20 protein-coding genes are annotated in these 18,773 nt (G+C 74.6%); 14 read left to right on the top strand and 6 right to left on the bottom strand.

Going from position 1 to position 18,773, the window contains the following annotated elements; all coding sequences use genetic code 11:
- Positions 1-34: 34 nt before the first annotated feature.
- The gene (locus tag JD79_RS01565; RefSeq protein ID WP_245899516.1) at positions 35-784 is read right to left on the bottom strand and encodes an FAD-binding oxidoreductase; all 750 of its coding nucleotides are present in this window, start codon (positions 782-784) and stop codon (positions 35-37) included.
- Positions 777-1,388, bottom strand: a complete 612-nt coding sequence (locus tag JD79_RS01570) for a sulfite oxidase-like oxidoreductase (protein WP_110004119.1) — start codon at positions 1,386-1,388, stop codon at positions 777-779. The genes JD79_RS01565 and JD79_RS01570 overlap by 8 nt, the downstream gene beginning before the upstream one ends.
- A gap of 153 nt (positions 1,389-1,541) precedes the next feature.
- On the opposite strand from JD79_RS01570, the gene JD79_RS01575 reads away from it, so the two are divergent.
- Genes JD79_RS01575 through JD79_RS01585 form a run of 3 tightly spaced genes read left to right on the top strand, consistent with a single transcriptional unit; the run spans position 1,542 to position 4,978 of the window.
- On the top strand, positions 1,542-2,246 hold the full coding sequence (locus JD79_RS01575; protein WP_245899518.1) for a succinate dehydrogenase cytochrome b subunit: 705 nt from the start codon (positions 1,542-1,544) through the stop codon (positions 2,244-2,246).
- Positions 2,247-2,257: 11 nt separating this feature from the next.
- Positions 2,258-4,204: a fumarate reductase/succinate dehydrogenase flavoprotein subunit gene (locus tag JD79_RS01580; protein ID WP_110004121.1), complete on the top strand. Its 1,947-nt coding sequence runs from the start codon at positions 2,258-2,260 to the stop codon at positions 4,202-4,204.
- Positions 4,205-4,978: a succinate dehydrogenase/fumarate reductase iron-sulfur subunit gene (locus tag JD79_RS01585; protein ID WP_110004122.1), complete on the top strand. Its 774-nt coding sequence runs from the start codon at positions 4,205-4,207 to the stop codon at positions 4,976-4,978. It abuts the gene before it with no gap.
- Positions 4,979-5,039: 61 nt separating this feature from the next.
- Here the strand turns inward: JD79_RS01585 and JD79_RS01590 are convergent, their stop codons facing one another.
- Positions 5,040-6,233 (bottom strand): thiolase family protein, encoded by a 1,194-nt coding sequence (locus tag JD79_RS01590; protein WP_110004123.1) that lies wholly within the window; start codon positions 6,231-6,233, stop codon positions 5,040-5,042.
- Between the two features lie 78 nt (positions 6,234-6,311).
- On the opposite strand from JD79_RS01590, the gene JD79_RS01595 reads away from it, so the two are divergent.
- Both JD79_RS01595 and JD79_RS01600 read left to right on the top strand, forming a co-directional pair.
- Positions 6,312-6,818, top strand: coding sequence for a winged helix-turn-helix transcriptional regulator (locus tag JD79_RS01595; RefSeq protein WP_110004124.1), 507 nt, complete (start codon positions 6,312-6,314; stop codon positions 6,816-6,818).
- Entirely contained in the window at positions 6,808-7,359 is a 552-nt protein-coding gene (locus tag JD79_RS01600) for a PaaI family thioesterase (RefSeq protein WP_245899520.1), read from the top strand. Before JD79_RS01595 ends, JD79_RS01600 begins: the two co-directional genes overlap by 11 nt.
- A 3-nt stretch (positions 7,360-7,362) precedes the next feature.
- Here JD79_RS01600 and JD79_RS01605 read toward each other — a convergent pair whose 3' ends face one another.
- The 3 genes from JD79_RS01605 to JD79_RS01615 form a co-directional block, all read right to left on the bottom strand.
- Positions 7,363-7,692: a DUF6204 family protein gene (locus JD79_RS01605; protein ID WP_110004125.1), complete on the bottom strand. Its 330-nt coding sequence runs from the start codon at positions 7,690-7,692 to the stop codon at positions 7,363-7,365.
- A gap of 11 nt (positions 7,693-7,703) precedes the next feature.
- The gene (locus JD79_RS23275) at positions 7,704-8,408 is read right to left on the bottom strand and encodes a family 16 glycosylhydrolase (protein ID WP_425454163.1); all 705 of its coding nucleotides are present in this window, start codon (positions 8,406-8,408) and stop codon (positions 7,704-7,706) included.
- 103 nt (positions 8,409-8,511) lie between these two features.
- On the bottom strand, positions 8,512-9,129 hold the full coding sequence (locus tag JD79_RS01615) for an LURP-one-related family protein (protein ID WP_245899523.1): 618 nt from the start codon (positions 9,127-9,129) through the stop codon (positions 8,512-8,514).
- A gap of 205 nt (positions 9,130-9,334) precedes the next feature.
- Here JD79_RS01615 and JD79_RS01620 point away from each other — a divergent pair, with 205 nt between their 5' ends.
- From JD79_RS01620 to JD79_RS01660, 9 genes are all read left to right on the top strand, one after another.
- Positions 9,335-10,525, top strand: a complete 1,191-nt coding sequence (locus tag JD79_RS01620; RefSeq protein ID WP_245899525.1) for an inositol-3-phosphate synthase — start codon at positions 9,335-9,337, stop codon at positions 10,523-10,525.
- Complete coding sequence (locus JD79_RS01625; protein ID WP_170149073.1) at positions 10,522-11,442, top strand: hypothetical protein; 921 nt, start codon at positions 10,522-10,524, stop codon at positions 11,440-11,442. The genes JD79_RS01620 and JD79_RS01625 overlap by 4 nt, the downstream gene beginning before the upstream one ends.
- A 23-nt stretch (positions 11,443-11,465) precedes the next feature.
- Positions 11,466-12,461, top strand: a complete 996-nt coding sequence (locus tag JD79_RS01630) for a class I SAM-dependent methyltransferase (RefSeq protein ID WP_245899527.1) — start codon at positions 11,466-11,468, stop codon at positions 12,459-12,461.
- 91 nt (positions 12,462-12,552) lie between these two features.
- Positions 12,553-13,539, top strand: coding sequence for a Gfo/Idh/MocA family protein (locus JD79_RS01635; protein ID WP_110004127.1), 987 nt, complete (start codon positions 12,553-12,555; stop codon positions 13,537-13,539).
- Positions 13,536-14,510: an MBL fold metallo-hydrolase gene (locus tag JD79_RS01640; protein ID WP_245899529.1), complete on the top strand. Its 975-nt coding sequence runs from the start codon at positions 13,536-13,538 to the stop codon at positions 14,508-14,510. Before JD79_RS01635 ends, JD79_RS01640 begins: the two co-directional genes overlap by 4 nt.
- Positions 14,507-15,982 (top strand): YcaO-like family protein, encoded by a 1,476-nt coding sequence (locus JD79_RS01645; protein ID WP_110004128.1) that lies wholly within the window; start codon positions 14,507-14,509, stop codon positions 15,980-15,982. Before JD79_RS01640 ends, JD79_RS01645 begins: the two co-directional genes overlap by 4 nt.
- Entirely contained in the window at positions 15,979-16,827 is an 849-nt protein-coding gene (locus tag JD79_RS01650) for a sugar phosphate isomerase/epimerase family protein (protein ID WP_245899531.1), read from the top strand. Before JD79_RS01645 ends, JD79_RS01650 begins: the two co-directional genes overlap by 4 nt.
- Positions 16,824-18,032 carry a glycosyltransferase family 4 protein gene (locus JD79_RS01655; protein ID WP_110004129.1) on the top strand — a complete coding sequence of 403 codons (1,209 nt, stop codon included), beginning with the start codon at positions 16,824-16,826 and terminating at the stop codon, positions 18,030-18,032. The genes JD79_RS01650 and JD79_RS01655 overlap by 4 nt, the downstream gene beginning before the upstream one ends.
- Positions 18,033-18,042: 10 nt before the next feature.
- Complete coding sequence (locus tag JD79_RS01660; RefSeq protein ID WP_211307821.1) at positions 18,043-18,765, top strand: PIG-L deacetylase family protein; 723 nt, start codon at positions 18,043-18,045, stop codon at positions 18,763-18,765.
- Positions 18,766-18,773 lie beyond the last annotated feature (8 nt).

Genomic DNA, 18,773 nt, shown 5'->3' on the forward strand with positions numbered 1-18,773 from the left:
GGCGGCCCCCGGACTCCGGCGTCCGGGCCGGGGCTCAGCCCGAGGCGCCGCTGGGGCCGAAGCGCTCGACCCGGATGTCCGGCGCCGGCACGCCCAGGCCGACCAGCAGCTGGCTGGCGGCCTCGGCGAACGCCGTCGACCCGCAGACGAAGGCGGTCTGGCCCGGCTCCCACAGCGGCACCAGGTCCGCGGCGGTCAGCCGGCCCGCCGGGCGGATCCCCGAGCGCTCCCGCGTGGTCACCACCAGCGCGCCGGCGGCGCGGAGCTCGTCGGCGTAGGGCAGCTCGGCCGCCGTGCGCGTGGAGACGGCGACCCGCAGCAGGTCCTCGCGCCCCAGCTCGCGCGCCGTGCGGAGCATCGCCACGAACGGCACCACGCCGGTGCCCCCGCCGACCAGCAGCGCGGGCTCCTCGCCCTCCCACACGAACCAGCCGCCGATCGGCCCGCGCACCTCGAGGGTGTCGCCGGGCTCCACGACGTCGGCCAGGTAGCCCGACACCTCGCCGTCGTCGAGCCGCTCGACGAGCAGCTCGACGAGCGGGTCGCCCGGGGAGGAGGCCAGCGAGTAGGACCGCTGGGCGCGGTAGCCGTCCTCGGCGGTGAGCCGGACGACGTAGTGCTGCCCGGCCAGGTGGTCGACCCGGTCGGGCACCTCCAGCCGCAGCCGGACGGTGCGCGGGGTGGGCCGGTCGACCTCGCGGACCGTCGCCGTGCGCCAGCCCCCGGCCGGTGCCCGCCGCAGGCGCGGGCCCATCCCGGCCCGCGCGCCCGCCGGCTCAGTCACCCTGGTAGCGCTGCTCGCGCCACGGGTCGCCGCGGTCGTGGTAGCCGTTCTGCTCCCAGAACCCCTGCTGGTCGCGCTGCAGGAGCGTCAGGCGGGTGACCCACTTGGCGCTCTTCCAGAAGTAGAGGTGCGGTACGAGCAGCCGCACCGGGCCGCCGTGCTCGACGGGCAGCGGCTTGCCGTCGAACTCCCAGACGATCCACGCCTTGCCGCCGGTGACGTCCTCGAGCGGCAGGTTGGTGGTGTAGCCGGTCTTGGCCGTCGCCATGACGAAGTGCGCGTCGGCGGTGGGCCGGGCGGCCTCGAGCAGCGTGTCGACGCTGACGCCCGCGAAGTGGGTGTCGAACTTCGACCACGTCGTGACGCAGTGGATGTCGCCGCGGTAGTCCGAGGGCGGGAGCCGGTGGGCGTCGTCCCAGGTCCAGGTCGTCGGGTTCTCGACCCGGCCGTCGACGGTGATGCTCCAGGTCTCCGGCGTGATGCGCGGGGTGGGCTCGGCGGTCAGCACGGGCCAGTCGGCGCCGACGTCGTACTGGCCCGGTGGGAGGCGGGGGTCGCGCTCGCGCCTGCTGCGGCCGAGGAAACCCCGGGTCGGTCCTGCCACGCGTCCTCCTGGGTGGTGGGTGGTCTGTCGGCAGACTCCCATGACGCGGCCGGACAGCAACGTCCTGACCTGCGCTGAGGGTTCCCTTACATGAGGGGAGTCACTGCGTGTTCACATGGCCGACACGGGGTCGTGGAGCCTAACTTTGACGCCGTGGTGACGGTGACGAACTCGGGCCAGCGCAGGACCCCGAAGGTCGCGAAGACCAGCTCGGTCGCGAAGAAGGCCGTGATGGCGGTCAGCGGGATCATCCTGGTCCTGTACCTGATCGCGCACATGGTGGGGAACCTGAAGCTCTTCGCCGGCGCGGAGACCTTCAACGGCTACTCCGAGTGGATCCGCCGGATCGGCGAGCCGGCCGTCCCCGGCCAGACGGTGCTGTGGATCATCCGCGTCGTCCTCCTCGTCGCCGTGGTGGCGCACGCGTGGGCCGCGATCTCGCTGTGGCGACAGGCCAAGCGCGCCCGTCCCACCCAGTACGTGGCCCGCAAGGCGGTGGCCCAGAGCTACGCCTCCCGCACCATGCGCTGGGGCGGCGTGATCCTCGCGCTGTTCATCGTCTACCACATCCTCGACCTCACGCTCGGTGTGGCGAACCCCGAGGGGCCCGACTCGACGCCCTACGACCGGGCGATCGCCGGCTTCTCCAACCCGATCGTCACGGCGGTCTACGTGATCGCGCTGCTGGCGCTCGGGTTCCACCTGCGGCACGGCATCTGGAGCGCGACCCAGACCCTGGGGCAGAGCAACCGGACCCGTGAGCGCACGGTCAACGCCTTCGCCACGGTGTTCGCCGTGGTGCTGACCGCGGGCTTCCTGATCCCGCCGCTCAGCGTCCTCGTCGGCATCATCGAGTAGGAGCACGCGTCATGGCCCTCGAACTGTTCACCGTCGGCGAGCCGATCGCCGACACCAAGGCCCCGACCGACGTCCCGATCGGTGAGCGCTGGAGCGAGCGCCGCTTCCGGGCCAAGCTCGTCAACCCGGCCAACCGCCGCAAGCTGACGGTCATCGTCGTCGGCACCGGCCTGGCCGGCGGCGCGGCCGCCGCCACGCTGGGCGAGGCCGGCTACAAGGTCAAGTCGTTCTGGTACCAGGACAGCCCGCGCCGCGCCCACAGCGTGGCCGCGCAGGGCGGCATCAACGCCGCCAAGAACTACCGCAACGACGGCGACTCGGTGCACCGGCTGTTCTACGACACGGTCAAGGGCGGCGACTTCCGCGCCCGCGAGAACAACGTGCACCGGCTGGCCGAGGTCAGCACCGCGATCATCGACCAGTGCGTCGCCCAGGGCGTGCCCTTCGCCCGCGAGTACGGCGGCCTGCTCGACAACCGCTCCTTCGGTGGCACCCAGGTGTCGCGGACGTTCTACGCCCGCGGCCAGACGGGCCAGCAGCTGCTCTACGGCGCCTATCAGGCCCTCGAGCGGCAGATGGCGGCCGGCACGGTCGAGCAGCACGCGCGCACCGAGATGCTCGACCTGATCGTCGTCGACGGGAAGGCCCGCGGCATCGTCGCGCGGAACCTGATCACCGGCGAGATCAGCACGCACTTCGCCGACGCCGTCGTGCTGGCCACGGGTGGCTACAGCAACGTCTTCTACCTGTCCACGAACGCCAAGGGCTCCAACGCCACGGCGATCTGGCGGGCGCACAAGCGCGGCGCGCTGTTCGCCAACCCCTGCTACACGCAGATCCACCCGACCTGCATCCCGGTGCACGGCGAGTACCAGTCCAAGCTCACGCTGATGAGCGAGTCGCTGCGCAACGACGGCCGCGTGTGGGTCCCCAAGGAGCGCGGTGACACCCGCGACCCGCGGCAGATCCCCGAGGCCGAGCGCGACTACTACCTCGAGCGGATCTACCCCTCGTTCGGCAACCTGGTCCCCCGCGACATCGCCTCGCGGCAGGCCAAGAACGTCTGCGACGAGGGCCGCGGCGTGGGCCCCAACGGGCTGGGCGTGTACCTGGACTTCGCCGAGGCCATCGAGCGGCTGGGCCGCCCGGCCATCGAGGCGAAGTACGGCAACCTCTTCGACATGTACGCCCAGATCACGGGTGAGGACCCCTACGAGGTCCCCATGCGGATCTACCCGGCCGTCCACTACACGATGGGCGGGCTGTGGGTCGACTACGACCTGCAGTCGACCATCCCGGGCCTGTTCGTGATCGGTGAGGCCAACTTCTCCGACCACGGCGCCAACCGGCTCGGCGCCAGCGCCCTCATGCAGGGCCTGGCCGACGGCTACTTCGTGCTGCCGAACACGATCAACGACTACCTGGCCTCCGGCCCGTTCGACAAGGTCGACGACAGCAACCCGGCCGCGATCGAGGCGCTCGAGGGCGTCCGCGCGCAGACCGAGCGGCTGCTGTCGATCAACGGCAACCGGACCACCGCGTCGTTCCACCGCGAGCTGGGCCGGCTGATGTTCGACCTCTGCGGCATGGAGCGCTCGGAGGAGAGCCTGCGCAAGGCGCTCGACCGGATCCCCGAGATCCGGCAGGAGTTCTGGACGAACGTGCGCGTCCCCGGCGAGGCCGGGCGGTTCAACCAGAGCCTCGAGCACGCCGGCCGCGTCGCCGACTTCATCGAGCTCGCCGAGCTCATGTGCGTCGACGCCCTGCACCGCAACGAGAGCTGCGGTGGGCACTTCCGGGCCGAGAGCCAGACCCCCGACGGGGAGGCCCTGCGCGACGACGAGAACTTCGCCTACGTCGCGGCCTGGGAGTGGACGCCGGAAGGCGTCCCGCCGGTCCTGCACAAGGAAGACCTCGAGTTCGAGTACGTCCACCTCGCACAGCGGAGCTACAAGTAGATGAACCTCAAGCTGCGTGTCTGGCGTCAGCGGAGCGCGGCAGAGAAGGGGCAGATGGTGACCTACGAGGTCACCGACGTCTCCCCGGACATGTCGTTCCTCGAGATGCTCGACGTGCTCAACGAACAGCTCATCCTGAACGGCGAGGACCCGGTCTCCTTCGACCACGACTGCCGTGAGGGCATCTGCGGGTCGTGCGGCGTCATGATCAACGGCCGCGCGCACGGCAACGGGCTGTTCGACAGCCACCCGCAGACGGCGACCTGCCAGCTGCACATGCGCTCGTTCAAGGACGGCGACACGATCGACGTCGAGCCGTGGCGCGCGACGGCGTTCCCCCTGATCAAGGACCTCGCCGTCGACCGGTCGGCCCTCGACCGGATCATCCAGGCGGGCGGCTACATCAGCGCCCCGACCGGGACCGCCCCCGAGGCGCACTCGATCCTGGTGGCCAAGAAGGACTCCGACGCCGCGTTCGACGCCGCGACCTGCATCGGCTGCGGCGCCTGCGTGGCGGCCTGCCCGAACGCGTCGTCGATGCTGTTCACGTCCGCGAAGGTGGTGCACCTGGGCCTCATGCCGCAGGGCCAGCCCGAGCGCAACGACCGCGTGGTCAACATGATCCACCAGCAGGACCTCGAGGGCTTCGGCGGCTGCACCAACATCGGGGAGTGCTCCGTCAGCTGCCCGAAGGGCATCTCGATGGAGAACATCTCGCGGCTCAACCACGACCTCCTCGGCGCCCTGCGCGCCGGTGCGCGGCCGAAGAGCTGAGCTCCCGCACCACACCGCCGTCGGGCGGGGACCCCACCCGGGGCCCCCGCCCGTCGGCGTCTCAGAGGCGCTCGAACACGGTGGCGTCGGCCAGGCCGCCGGCCTCGCACATCGTCTGCAGGGCGTAGCGGGCGCCGCGGTCGTGCATCGCGTCGACCAGCGTCGTGGCGATGCGGGCGCCGCTGGCCCCGAGCGGGTGGCCGATGGAGATGCCACCGCCGTACACGTTGAGCTTCTCCGTAGGCACGCCGGTCTCGGCCTGCCAGGCGAGGACGACGGAGGCGAAGGCCTCGTTGACCTCGAACAGGTCGACGTCGTCGAGGGTCAGGCCGGCCCGCTGCAGCACGCGGGCGGTCGCCGGGACGACGGCGGTGAGCTTGAGCAGCGGGTCGTCACCGACGACCGTGGTGGTGTGGATGCGCACCCGGGGGGTGAGCCCCAGCTCGCGGGCCCGCTCGCTCGTGGTGACCAGCAGCGCCGCGGCGCCGTCGTTGAGCGGGCTGCTGTTGCCGGGGGTGACGCGCCAGTCGATCCCGGGGAACCGGGCGGCCATCGCGTCGTCGGCGAAGGCGGGGCGCAGCCGGGACAGCACGTCGACGTCGGTACCGGGCCGCACCGACTCGTCGGAGGTCACGAGCGCCACCGAGCCGTCGGCCTGCCGTGCCTCGACCGGGACCACCTGCCGGTCGAAGCGCCCGTCGGCCCAGGCCCGCGCGGCCCGCTGGTGGCTGAGGGCGGCGTACTCGTCGAGACGGGCGCGGGAGAGGTCCCAGCGGGCGGCGATGAGCTCGGCGCTGATGCCCTGGCCGACCATGCCCTCGGGATAGCGCGCGGCGAACCGCTCCCCCGCCGGGTCGGCACCCCGGACGCTCGAGCCCATGGGGACCCGGCTCATCGACTCCACGCCGGCGGCGACCACGAGGTCCTGGGCGCCGGAGAGGACCGCCTGAGCGGCGAACGAGAGCGCCTGCTGGCTGCTGCCGCACTGCCGGTCCACGGTCGTGCCGGGGACCGACTCCGGGAACCCGGCCGCGAGCGCCGCGGTGCGGGCCACGTTGGCCGCCTGCTCGCCGTTCTGGCTCACGCAGCCGGCGACGACGTCGTCGACGAGCGCCGCGTCGAGCCCGGCCCGCTCGACGAGGGTCTCCAGCGTGTGCGCGAGCAGGTCGACCGGGTGCACCCCGGACAGCGAGCCGCCCGGCTTCCCCTTGCCGACCGGCGTCCGGACGGCCTCCACGATGACGGCGTCGCGCACGACCCTGTCTCCTCGGTTGGGATGTCAAACCATGACCGACGGTAGCGCGGCGTCGGTTGGACGTGCAAACTGACTGGTGTGACCGCGCTCTACGACCTCGCCGACCTGCCCGGCCGCCCGTGCACCATCGCCGCCGCCCTGGAACTGGTCGGCGAGCGGTGGTCGCTGCTGGTGGTCCGGGAGGTCTCGCTGGGCAACCACCGCTTCAGCGACATCGCCCGCGGCACGGGCGCGCCCCGTGACCGGCTGACCGCGCGGCTGAACGCACTGGTCGCCGCCGGGGTGCTGGAGCGCCGGCAGTACAGCGACTCCCCGCCCCGCTCGGGTTACCACCTCACCGCGTCCGGCCGCGACCTGCTGCCGGTGCTGCAGGCGCTGCTGCAGTGGGGTGACCGCTGGGCCGCCGAGGAGCCGCCGGTGCGGCTCACGCACGCGCCCGGGGAGCACGAGGAGCACACCGTCGACGCCGAGTGGGTGTGCCGGACCTGCGGCGAGCCGGTCAACTCCTCGCGGGTCGAGCGCGTGCTCACCCCCGCCGGCCGGGCGCTGTCCGGGCTGCCCGCGGAGGAGCGGCGTGAGCACTGAGACCGACCCCGTGACCGACCCCGTGACCGGCCCACCCGCCGCCTGGGGCGAGCCGCGCTCCCGCACCGTCACCTGGTACGACCCGATGGTCACCGCGGCCGGCGGCCGGGAGCGCTCCGGGCTGGAGACGCTGCAGGCCGTGCGCGACGGCGTGCTGCCGCCGGCCCCGATCGGCGCGCTCGTGCAGATGGACGTCGTCGCCGTGGAGGAGGGCCGGGTCGAGTTCGGCTGCACGGTCGACGAGTCGGTCTACAACCCGATCGGCGTCGTGCACGGCGGGCTGGTGTGCACGCTGCTCGACACCGTCGCCGGGTGCGCGGTGCACACCACGCTGCCGCAGGGGGTCGGCTACACCTCGATCGAGCTGAAGGTGACCTACCTGCGGGCGGTCACCCAGGCCAGCGGGCGGCTGACCGCGGTCGGCACGGTGGTCAAGCCCGGCCGCCGGGTGGCCTTCGCCGAGGGGCAGGTCCTCGACGCCGCGGGCAAGGTCGTGGCGACGGCGTCGAGCTCGCTCCTGGTCTTCCCGCTGCCGGTCTGAGCATCAGCGGCGCCGGATCCGCACGTCGTCGGTGCAGGTCGCCGTCGAGCGGAGCCGCCGCCAGCCGACGCCGGCGTCCTCGAGCCACCGCAGCGCCGACAGCTCCCCGGCGGTGCACGCCTCGGCCTCCTCCCCCGGCCCGGCGTCGACGTGCACGACGACGCGGTGGCTGAACGCCGAGAGCGCGCCGTCGTAGGTGGTGCTGCCCTCCTCGGTGAAGGCGGAGGCGAACAGGTCGTGCGCGGCGGCACGGTCGCGCAGCCAGGCGCGCCGGTCGTCGTCGAGGCCGTCGAAGACGCCGCGCACGATGACGCGGTAGGTGCGGCGGGACACGGCGGGCGAGGCTAGCCGCGCCCCCGCCCCGCGGTCACCCGGTTTCGCCCGCGGAAGGAGTCGACGACGAGCTCGGGGACGACGTAGGGCTCCCCCGGCACCGCCTTCTCCGGGAAGTCGAAGACGGCGACCATCGACTGCACCGGGTAGTCGGGTACGACGGCCACCTCGCGCACGACCTCGCCGTCCACGGAGAACGCGGCGCCGTCGGGCCGCCAGTCGACGGCGTAGGTGTGCCACTCGGCGACGTCGATCCCGGGGCGGGCGCGGCGAAGTCGTCGACCAGCCGCGGGTCGCGGAAGGGGTGCACGCCCATGCCCAATGCCGCGCCCGCGACGGGGTCGACGGCGTCGCCGAACACCTCCACGACGCACAGCTCGCCGCAGCGCTCCGGGGAGTCCTCGAGCCCGACCAGCCACCAGGCGACCATCGACCGCGGCGTCACGGTCGCGCGGGCGCGCATCTCCAGCCGCCCGTAGCGCGGCGTCCAGCCCCAGTGCGCGGGCTGCTCCTCGCGGACGAGCGCCCCTGGGCGCACCGGCTGCTGGCCGACCGTGCTGCCGACCGGCCCGGAGAAGACGCCGGACTGGATGCCCGAGACCCGCAGGGGCGGGTGGTCGTCGGGGCACCACAGCGGCATCTCGTCGGGGAGGTACAGCCGCAGGCAGGAGTCGCGGACCTCGTAGCAGGCCGCCGTCGCCGCACGGGAGCTCCACTGCGGCAGGTAGTGCGGGACCCAGACGTCGCGGTCGAGGTCGGTCCCGTCGAAGTCGTCCGCGAAGTCGTCCGCGAAGTCGTCCGGGGGGTCGGCCGACCCCGTCATCGCGACTGCAGGGCGTCCAGCGCCACGGCCATCGACGCGGCCACGCGGAAGTCCAGGCGCGGGTCGGGCACGGAGACGTCGTAGCGGTCGCGGACCGACTTGCGCCGCTCGACGACGAGCACCGGCTGCCCGGTGGCGGTGTCGGTGAAGTCGAAGTGGAAGACGAAGGGCACCCAGATGTCGCCCAGGAACGGGATGAAGTCCCAGATCCGCCGCAGGACGGCGATGACCGGCCGCCGCTCGCGGCCCACGGCGGTCAGCCCCGGCACCGACAGGTCCCAGGTGGAGCGCAGGAGGCTCGCGCCGAAGCGCTTGCTGAACGAGCCGAGGACCCGGCCGTACACGTCGTACACGTCGTGCTCGGCGTGCACGTCGAGCCGCTGCCGGGCCCGGAAGGAGAAGACCGGCCGGGTGCGGCCCTCGTCGGCGGTGAAGACCACCTCCTCCTTGAGCTTGAGGCGCTTCTGCTGGGCCATCGCCAGCAGCTCCCCCTGGCTCCCGTCGGGCGCGACCGCGCGCACCTCGTAGCGGTTGACCATGACGGTGATCCGCTGGTGGACGGTGAAGCGCGGCACGACCATCGCGGCCGGCTGGTCGGCGTACGGCACGGTCACGGCAACACCTCCGGGTCGGGTCCGGCCTCCATCCTGGCGTGGTCGCCCGGAAGACGCGCAGTGCGCGACCGGGTTGCGAATCAGAATCTTGGTCTCATCCAGCGGGTGCACAACCGCTGTGCCAGGCTCGATCCCGGGAGGGGGACGAGCCCCCGGGTCCGCGGAGGTCGTTGTGGTGCAGGAGTCCCGTCGCGTCGGTGTCGCTGTGGTCGGGCTCGGGGGTGCGGTCGCGACGACCGCGGTCGCGGGCCTGGAGCTCCTGCGGGTGGGGGCCGCCGGCACCGACGGCCTCCCGCTGGCCGGGCTGCAGGTGGCCGGCGGCCCTGTCGAGGAGACGACCGGCCTGGTCGGCTACGACTCCCTCGTCGTCCGCGGCTGGGACCTCGACGGCACCGACCTGCGCAAGGCCGCCGAGCAGCACGGGGTCCTCGACGCCCACCAGCTCGAGCAGGCCGGCCCGGCGCTGTCGGCGCTGACTCCCTGGCCGGCGGCCGGCGACGCCGACTTCTGCCGCAACGTCACCGGCGGCAACGTGGTGCTGGCCGAGACCCGCCGCGCGCAGGTCGACGCCGTCCGCGCCGACCTGCGCCGCTTCCGCGAGGAGGAGTCCCTCGACGGCCTGGTGCTGGTGAACCTCGCCTCCACCGAGCGCTGGCCCGACCCGGCCGCGCCGGCGCTGCAGACGATCGAGGCCTTCGAGGCGGCCCTCGACGCCGACGACCGGGCCATCACCCCGGCGATGGTGTACGCGTACGCGGCGATCGCCGAGGGCGTGGGCTACGTCAACTTCACGCCGTCGTTGGCCGCCGACGTCCCGGCGCTGGTGGCCCTCGCCGAGCAGCGCGGCGTCCCGGTCGCCGGCAAGGACGGCAAGACCGGCCAGACGATGATGAAGACGGTGCTGGCGCCGGCCTTCCGCGCCCGCGCGCTGACCGTCGAGGGCTGGTACTCGACCAACATCCTGGGCAACCGCGACGGCCTGGCCCTCGACGACCCCGACTCGCTCAACAGCAAGCTGCAGACCAAGGGCAGCGTCCTGGACTCGATCCTCGGCTACCCGGTCGAGGACCACGTGGTCCGGATCGACTACTACCGGCCGCGCGGGGACCAGAAGGAGGCCTGGGACGCCATCGACCTGGTCGGCTTCCTCGGGCAGCGCATGCAGATCAAGGTCGACTTCCAGTGCCGCGACTCGATCCTGGCCGCACCGCTGGCCGTCGAGCTCGCCCGCCTCACCGACCTCGCTCAGCAGCGCGGCGAGGGCGGCGTGCAGCGGCACCTCGGCTGGTTCTTCAAGGCCCCCATGACCGCCGACGGCGGCGTCCCCGAGCACGCGTTCCACCGCCAGGAGACGACGCTGCTCGACTGGCTGGCCGCGGGCGCCACCTCGCGGTGACCGGGCTCGCCCCCTCCCCCGCCGGGACGCTGCACCCCTTCGCCCAGCTCCGCCCGCTGCTCGCCGAGATCGGCGACGCCAAGCGGATCCGCGTGGCCGGCGCGCCGGGGTCGCTGGCCGAGCAGGCCTTCGCGCGCACGTGGGCGCGGCTGGTCTCCGGTGAGGACGTCGCCGACGTGGCGTACTCCGAGACCGCGGCCGCGGTGGCCCGCGCCCGGCTGGCCGGCATCGACACCGGCGTGCTCACCACGGCCGGGCTCTCCGAGGGCGAGGCGCTCGGCGTGCTGCGCCGCGGCTTCGACGAGGTCGCCGGGCCGCTGGACGCGGAGCTGCGCGAGCGGCTGCGGGCCGCGCTCGGTCCGCTGCCCTCCGCCGCCGCTCCGCCGGCGCTCGCGGGGACGCTCAACGCCCAGCCGCGGGCGGGCGCGACCGCGCCGGGCAAGCCGCGGATCCTGGTCGAGCCGCCGGAGAGCCACGGCGACCACTGCCTGACCGTCGCCGTCTACGGCGTGCTGGTGGCGCCGGTGGTGGGTGCCGACCCGGTCGCGCCGTTCCTGCTCGGCGTGGCCCACCACCTGCACAACGCCGTCCTGCCCGACGCCGGGTTCGCCGGCGAGGTGCTGCTCGGCGACGCGCTGGAGCGGGTGATGGCCACGCTGGAGGAGCGCGAGCTCGCCGCACTGCCGGAGCCGCTGGCCGGCCGGGTGCGGGAGGTGCTGGCGCTGCGGCCGGCCGCCGAGGTCCCCGAGGCGCGGGCGTTCCACGCCGCCGACGTCCTCGACCGCGTGCTGCAGGTGCACCACCACGCTCGGGCGGCGGCGTTCACCTCGGCGCAGGCGCTCGACGACCTCGAGCTCGTGCACGCCGGGCCGGTGCAGGCCTACCACCTGGACGTCCTGGCGGCGGCCGGGCTGTGACGACGGTGGTCGAGGTCCCGGTCGTGGACGGGATCCCGTTCGCGCGGGCCGGCCGCGACGACCTGCGCGCGGAGGTGGCCGGGCTGCTGGCCGCCGGCGAGACCGACCGCGCCCGGGTGCTGCTGCTGGCCGACGCCGACGACTGGTGGACCGAGCCGCCGCCCCCGCCCGAGCAGCTGGCCCGCGTCCCGGCCGCGCGCACGCTGCGCGAGGCGATGGACTCCCTCGGCATGGGGCGGGTGGCCGACTACTTCGCGCACCGCTGGTCGGACCCCACGCACCTGGCCGGCCTGGCGCTGCTGCAGGCGCACTGGCCCGGCGACCGCCCGGTGGTCGACGTCGCCTGCGGCACCGGCGCGCACCTGCGCGAGCTGTCCCGCCGGGGCGTGCGCGACCTGCTGGGCGTCGACGTCGTCTGGGCCAAGCTGTGGCTGGCGCGGCGCTTCGTCTGCCCCGAGGCCCGCTACGTGTGCGCCGACCTCACCGCGGCCCCGGACCTCGCCGTCGACCGGCCGGCCTACGTCATGTGCCACGACGCCTTCTACTTCCTGCGCGACAAGCCGGCCGCCGCGGCGGCGATGCGCGCGCTGGCCGGGGACGGCGGGACCGTCGTGGTCGGGCACGCGCACGTGGCCGACCCGCACGGCGAGCCGCTGACGCCGGAGGGCTACGCCGAGGTGCTCGGCACCGGCCTGCTCTACGACGACGAGGAGCTGACCCGCTCGCTGCTCGAGGGCCGCCCGCCGCGACCGGCCGCCCCCGCCGGCCTGCGCGCCAGCGAGGCCGTGGCCCTCGTGGCCGGGGACCCGCGGGGGCCGGCGCCGGACGACCTCGGCGAGCCGCTGCCGCCGCTGGCCCCCAACCCGCTCTACCGCGACGGCGTGCTGACCTGGCCGAACGAGCGCTACGCCGCCGAGTACGGCCCGCGCTCGACGTACCTGCCGGAGCGCTGGCCGGACCCGCTGCCCGCCGACGCCGCCCGCCGCCGGCTGCTCGTCGACCTGCCGGAGGCGTGGTGACCGGGGCTCGGGGGCGCCGAGATCGCCGGTCTCGCACGGGTGGAGCGCCCGGAGCGTGCGAGACCGGCGATCTCGGCGGGAGGGGAGCCCGGTGACCGTCGGCTGGGGCATCGCCGGCTGCGGCTGGGTGGCCCGCGACCACGCGCTGCCCGCGCTGCTCGCCGTCGACGGCGCCCGGGTGGTGGCGCTGCACGACCTCGACCCGGCGGCGATGGCGCGCATGCCGGTCGAGGGAGCCGCCCGGACGACGGACCTGGCGGAGTTCCTGGCCACCCCCGGGCTCGACGCCGTCTACGTGGCGGTGCCCAACGCCGGGCACCGGCCGCTCGTGGAGGCGGCCGCCGCGGCTGGCCGCGCGGTGCTGTGCGAGAAGCCCCTGGCCGCCGACGCCGGCGACGCGCAGGCCCTGGTCGACGCGTGCGCCGACGCCGGCGTGCTGCTCGGCACCGCCTACGACCAGCGCTGGCACCCGGCCCACGCCCGGCTGCGCGAGCTGGTGCCCGAGCTCGGCACGGTCACCGCGGTGCGCATCGTCTACTGCTGCTGGCTGCCCGGGGACTGGACGCCCGACGGCCGCCCGCACGACAACTGGCGGGTCGACCCCGCCCGCGCCGGCGGCGGCGCCGCCATCGACCTCGCGCCGCACGGCCTGGACCTCACCGGCACGCTGCTCGGCGAGGACGTCACCGCGCTGTCGGCGCTGCTGCAGACCCGGGTGCACGACTACGGCGTCGACGACGGCGCGCTGCTCACCGGCACCACCGGCAGCGGCGTGCTGGTGAGCCTGCACGTCGCGTTCAACACCCCCGACGCGCTCCCCCGCCGTCGCCTGGAGGTGGTCGGCACGCGCGGCATGGCGGTCGCCGTCGACACCATGGGCCAGACGGCGGGAGGCTCGCTGACGCTGTACCGCCCCGATCCGGTGGACGTGCCGTTCGCCGACACCCCGCCGTTCGAGGCGCAGTTCGCCGCCTTCACCGACGCGGTCGCGGGCCGCGCACGGTGGCCGTACGACCCCGCCCGCGACCTCGCCCTGCACCGCCTGCTCCTCACCGCTCTCGACGGAGGGAACCCATGACCTCCCCATCCGTGGCCTCCCGGTCCGTGCCCACGGCCATCGACCGGGCCACCGACCCCGCCGCCGACGACGGCGCGCGGCACGGCGCCAGCCAGGTCGACACCAACCCCTACCGCGGCCTGCTGCCCGACCTGCCCGCCTTCGCCTGCACCAACTGCGGGCACTGGCAGCGCTGGCCCGCGCCCGGGCCGCAGGTCTGCCCGGTCTGCGCCGACGTCCGCAACGCGCTGCCCGAGCACGGCTTCGAGTTCGTGACCGACAAGCAGGCCGACGAGCTGGTCACCGGCTTCTGGCGGCCGGCCCCGGTCGACGGCGTCACCGAGTTCGGCACCGAGCCGCGCTTCGGCCTCGACAGCCGCGGCTGGGTGATCGAGTCCGACATCGGCCTGGTCGGCTTCGAGTGCGCGCCCTGGTACACCGCCGAGATGCTCGCCGAGCTGCGCCGCATGGCCGCCGAGTCGGGCGGCTTCCCGGTGCTGGCGTCGAGCCACGTGCACGGCTACGGCGCGCTGTGGCAGCTGCAGCAGGAGCTCGAGCCGCGGGTGGTGTGCGTCAACGTGCACGACCTCGTGTGGACCAAGGCCTTCCGCGTCACCTGGCCGGCCGACGACGTCCTCGAGCTCGCGCCGGGCCTGACGCTGCACCGCACCGGAGGCCACTTCGCCGGGCACTCGGTGCTGCACGACTCCCGCCGCGGGGTCCTCTTCTGCGGCGACTCGCTCAAGGTCGACCTCTCCCCCGACGGCGAGCCGGTGGCGCTGAGCGCGCACAAGGCGTTCCACGCGCAGATCCCGCTGTCGCACGGGGAGCTGCGCGAGATGCTCGCCGTCGTCGCGGAGCTGGACTTCGGCGCCGTCGCCACGCCGTTCGAGATGGTCCCCGGCGTCACCACCGACCACGTCGTCCACCTGGTGCAGCGGCTGCTGTCCGGGCCGCCGGACGCCGCTCCCGTCGCCCTGGCCGAGCTGTGACCGCCGTCGGGACGACGCCGTCGCAGCGGTACCGCGACTCCTTCCCCGTCCCGGTCGAGGACTTCGCGATCGAGGGCATCGACGTCCTCGAGGTGCCGCTGCACTCCGCCGTCCTGCCGCCCTCGGAGCTGCACCCGGGCGGCAGCGGGCTCGGCTACGGCGCCACCCGCGAGGAGGCCCGCACCGGCGCGATGGGCGAGATGGCCGAGATGGCGCTGTCGCTGCGCGCGCACCAGGGCGTCTCCCGCGAGGAGGGGTCCTACGCCGAGATGACCCGGCGGCACGGCCGCGACCGGGTGGCCGACCCGCGCGAGCTGTGCCTGGAGGCGGGCAGCGCGTACGACGACGACCGGCCGCTGCAGTGGCTGCCGATGACCCGGCTGCGCGACGGCGAGCGGGTGCTGGTGCCCGCCGAGCTCGTGGCGAGCGCGCCCGACGACCTGCCCGGCGCCCCGCCGCCCGGCGGCTGGCTGACCACGGTCATCACCAACGGCCAGGGCGCGGCCTTCGACGCCGACCGCGCGGTCACCCACGCGCTGCTGGAGGTGCTGCAGCGCGACGGCAACGCGACGGCGTTCCGCGCGATGGACCGCGGCGTGGTCGTCGACCTCGACGGGCTCACCGACCCCGACGCGCTGGCGCTGCTCGGCCGGCTCGACGCCGCGGGGATCGACGTCGTGGTGAAGCTGGCCTCGACGGAGTTCGGCGTCGTCGACGTGTACGCCGTCGGCTGCTCCCGGGACGGCTCGGAGCCGGTGCCGGTGATGGCCACCGCCTGTGGCGAGGCGGCGCACCCCGACCGCGAGACCGCGATCCGCAAGGCGCTGCACGAGTTCGCCTCGGCCCGCGCGCGGAAGGCGTTCATGCACGGGCCCTTCGACGTCGTCCTGCCGTCGACGCCGCCGGGCTACCTGGAGCACTGGCGCGGCGGGCACCCGCCGGAGCGGCTGGTCGAGGAGGACCGCGCGCTGCAGGCCATGCTCGCGTGGACGCGGATGGGCACCCCTGCGCTGGTCGACCTGCTGCAGGACACCGTGCTGTCCCGCCGGTCGTCGGTGGCGCTGGCCGACCTGCCGGCGTGGTCCGGGGACGACCTGCACGCGCACGTCACCGGCGCGGTGCAGGCCGCCGGGCACGACGTGCTGGTGGAGCTGCAGCCCTCGGTCGGCGACGCGGTGGCCGCCAAGGTGCTGGTGACCGGCCTGGAGGTGGAGACGATGAGCTACGGCCGGATCGGCGAGCGCGGCGTGCGCCGGCTGGTCTCGCGCTCCGACGGGACCCACCCTCCCCTGGCCGCGGTGGGCGCCGACCCCGGCGGCTGGGCCCGGGTGCACCTCACCGCCGCGGCCGAGGAGCGCCTGGGTGGTCCGGCGTGGTTCGACCGCGCGGGCGCCGACCGGCGGGTGGGCGCGCTGTACGCGCTGTACCGGGAGCCGGGCCGGCACGTGGTGGCGGAGGTCCTCGACCAGTGACGGCGCTGCGCTACGCCTACAACACCAACGGGCTGACCTCGCACCGGCTGTCCGACGCGCTGGCCTTCCTCGCCGACTGCGGCTACGCGGGGGTGGCGCTCACCCTCGACGTCGTCCACCTCGACCCGTTCGCGCCGGACGCGCGCCGGCAGGCCGAGGCGGTGCGGGCGCGCTGCGACGAGCTCGGCCTCGGCGTGGTCGTGGAGACCGGCGCGCGGTTCCTGCTCGACCCGCGGGCCAAGCACGAGCCGACGTTCGTGAGCGCCTCCGCCGAGGGCCGGGCGCGCCGGCTGGCCTACCTGCGGCTGGCCTGCGACCTCGCCGAGGTGCTCGGTGCCGAGGCGGTCAGCTTCTGGGCCGGGGTGCCGAAGCCGGGCGTCGACCGGGACGCCGCGTGGGGCTGGTTCGTCGACGGCGTCCGCGCGCTGGTCGACAGCCACGGTGGGCGCTCCTACGCCCTCGCCGTCGAGCCGGAGCCCGGGATGCTGGTCGAGGACGCCGACGGCTGGGCGCGGCTGGCCGCCGAGGCGCCGGGCATCGCCCTGGCGCTCGACACCGGGCACTGCGTCGTGGCCGGGGCGTACGAGCCGGAGGAGGCGGTGACCCGGTTCGCGCCGCACCTGGGCACGGTCGCCGTCGAGGGGATGCGCCGCGGCGTGCACGACCACCTGCCGCTCGACGAGGGCGACGTCGACCTGCCGGCGGTGCTGCGGGCGCTGCGGGACGTCGCCTACGACCGGCTGGTCACGCTGGAGCTCTCCCGCGACGGGCACCGCGCGCACGAGATGGTGCCGCGCTCGATCGAGGTCCTGAGGAAGGCCGAGTCGCAGGGGACGGCGGCGTGAGGATCTGCTTCGTCAGCCGCCGCTACTGGCCCGCGGTCAGCGGCATGAGCGTCTACGCGGAGAACCTGCTGCGCGAGCTCGCCGCTCTCGGCCACGAGGTGGTGCTGGTCAGCCAGTACCGCGACGACGAGGCCGGCACCCGCGTGTACGGCGGCGGCCCGCCCCCGGCCGACCGGGTGCCGGCCGGCGTCGAGGTGCGCGCGCTGCCCAGCCGCGGCGAGACCGTCGTCCCCGCCGACTGGGAGGGCGACCTCGACGAGATCGTGCGCACCGTCCTGGACCTGCACGCCCGGCGCCCCTTCGACGTGCTGCACGCCCAGTACGGCTATCCGCCGGGCCTGGCGGTGCTGGCGGCCGCGCGGGAGACCGGGTTGCCGGCGGTGGTGAGCATCCAGGGCGGTGACGGGCACTGGGTGGGCACCTGCTGCGACACGCACGCGCACGCGATGCGCACCGTCGTCGACGCGTCGTCGGCCGTGCTCATCGGCAGCGCCAGCTTCCGCGACGAGGTGGTGGGCAACCTCGGTTCGGACCCGGAGCGGTTCACGATCGTCCCGGGCGCCACGGACACACGCCGGTTCACCCCCGCCGAGCGGCCACCGGGCTCGCTGCAGGACCCTCCGGTGCTGCTGTTCCACGGCCGCGTCGACCGCCGCAAGGGCGTCCTCGACCTGCTGGAGGCGCTGCCCGACGGCGTGCGGCTCGTGGTCTCGGGCATCGGCCCCGACCTCGACGAGGCGAGGGCCCGCGCCGACGACCGCACCACCTTCCTCGGCTACGTCCCGCCCGACGAGGCACCGGCGGTCTACCGCGCGGCCGACGTCTTCGTGAGCCCCACGTACAGCGAGGGGTTCAGCAACACGCTGCTCGAGGCGATGGCCAGCGGGCTGCCCACGGTGAGCACCGACAGCGTCGGCGTCGTCGACTGCCTGCGCGACGGGGAGAACGGCCTGCTGCACACGCCGGGTGACGTCGCCGGCCTGCGGGCCGCGCTCGACCGGCTGCTGGCCGACGGCGACCTGCGCACCCGGCTGGCGACGACGGCGCTGGAGGAGGTGCGCCGGCTGTACTCGTGGCCGGTGCTGGCCCGCTCGATCGACGACGTCTACCGGTCCGTGGCGGGCTCGACGCCTCCCGCCCACTGGACGATGCCGCCGACGGTCGACCTCTCCTGCCGGTTCCGGTCGGCGGCGCACCTGCTGTGAGGGGAGCGCCGTGAGGGTGGTGGCGGTCAGCCCGCACCTCGACGACGCCGCGTTCTCCGTGGGCGGCACGCTGGCCGCACTCGCCGACGCCGGGCACGAGGTCACCGTGGTCACCTGCTTCACCGCGAGCGTGGCCGACCCGGCCGGCTTCGCGCTGGCCTGCCAGCTGGACAAGGGACTGGCCGCCGACGTCGACTACATGGCCCTGCGCCGTGCCGAGGACGCCGCGGCGATGGCCGTGCTCGGCGCCGGGTCGGTGCACCTGGACCTGCCCGAGGCGCCGCACCGCGGGTACACCAGCGCACCGGACCTGTTCGCCGGGGTCCACGTCGGCGACGACGTGTGGCGGCCGGTGCGTGCCGCGCTGGCCGACGTCCCGGGCGACCTCTGGCTGGCGCCGCAGGCACTGGGCGCGCACGTGGACCACCTGCAGGTGCTGCGGGCGGTGGCCGCGCTGGACCGGCCGGTGCTGTGGTGGCGGGACTCCCCGTACGTGCTGCGCGAGCCGGACGCCGTGCCGGGACCGGATCTGCCCGCCGGGCTGGCACCCCTCGACCTGCCGCAGGACCTCTCCCGGCGGGCCGACGCCTGCGCCTGCTACGCCACCCAGCTCGGCTTCCAGTTCGGCGGGCCGGAGCGGATGCGCGCGGCGCTGGCCGGCCTGCCGGAGGTGCTGCTCGCCGACGGGCGGGCCCGGGAGCTGGCAGCCTCCGCGGTGTCCCCGGCCCGCTAGTGCTCTGC

The sequence above is a fragment of the Geodermatophilus normandii genome, from assembly GCF_003182485.1.
Classification (GTDB): Bacteria; Actinomycetota; Actinomycetes; order Mycobacteriales; family Geodermatophilaceae; genus Geodermatophilus; species Geodermatophilus normandii.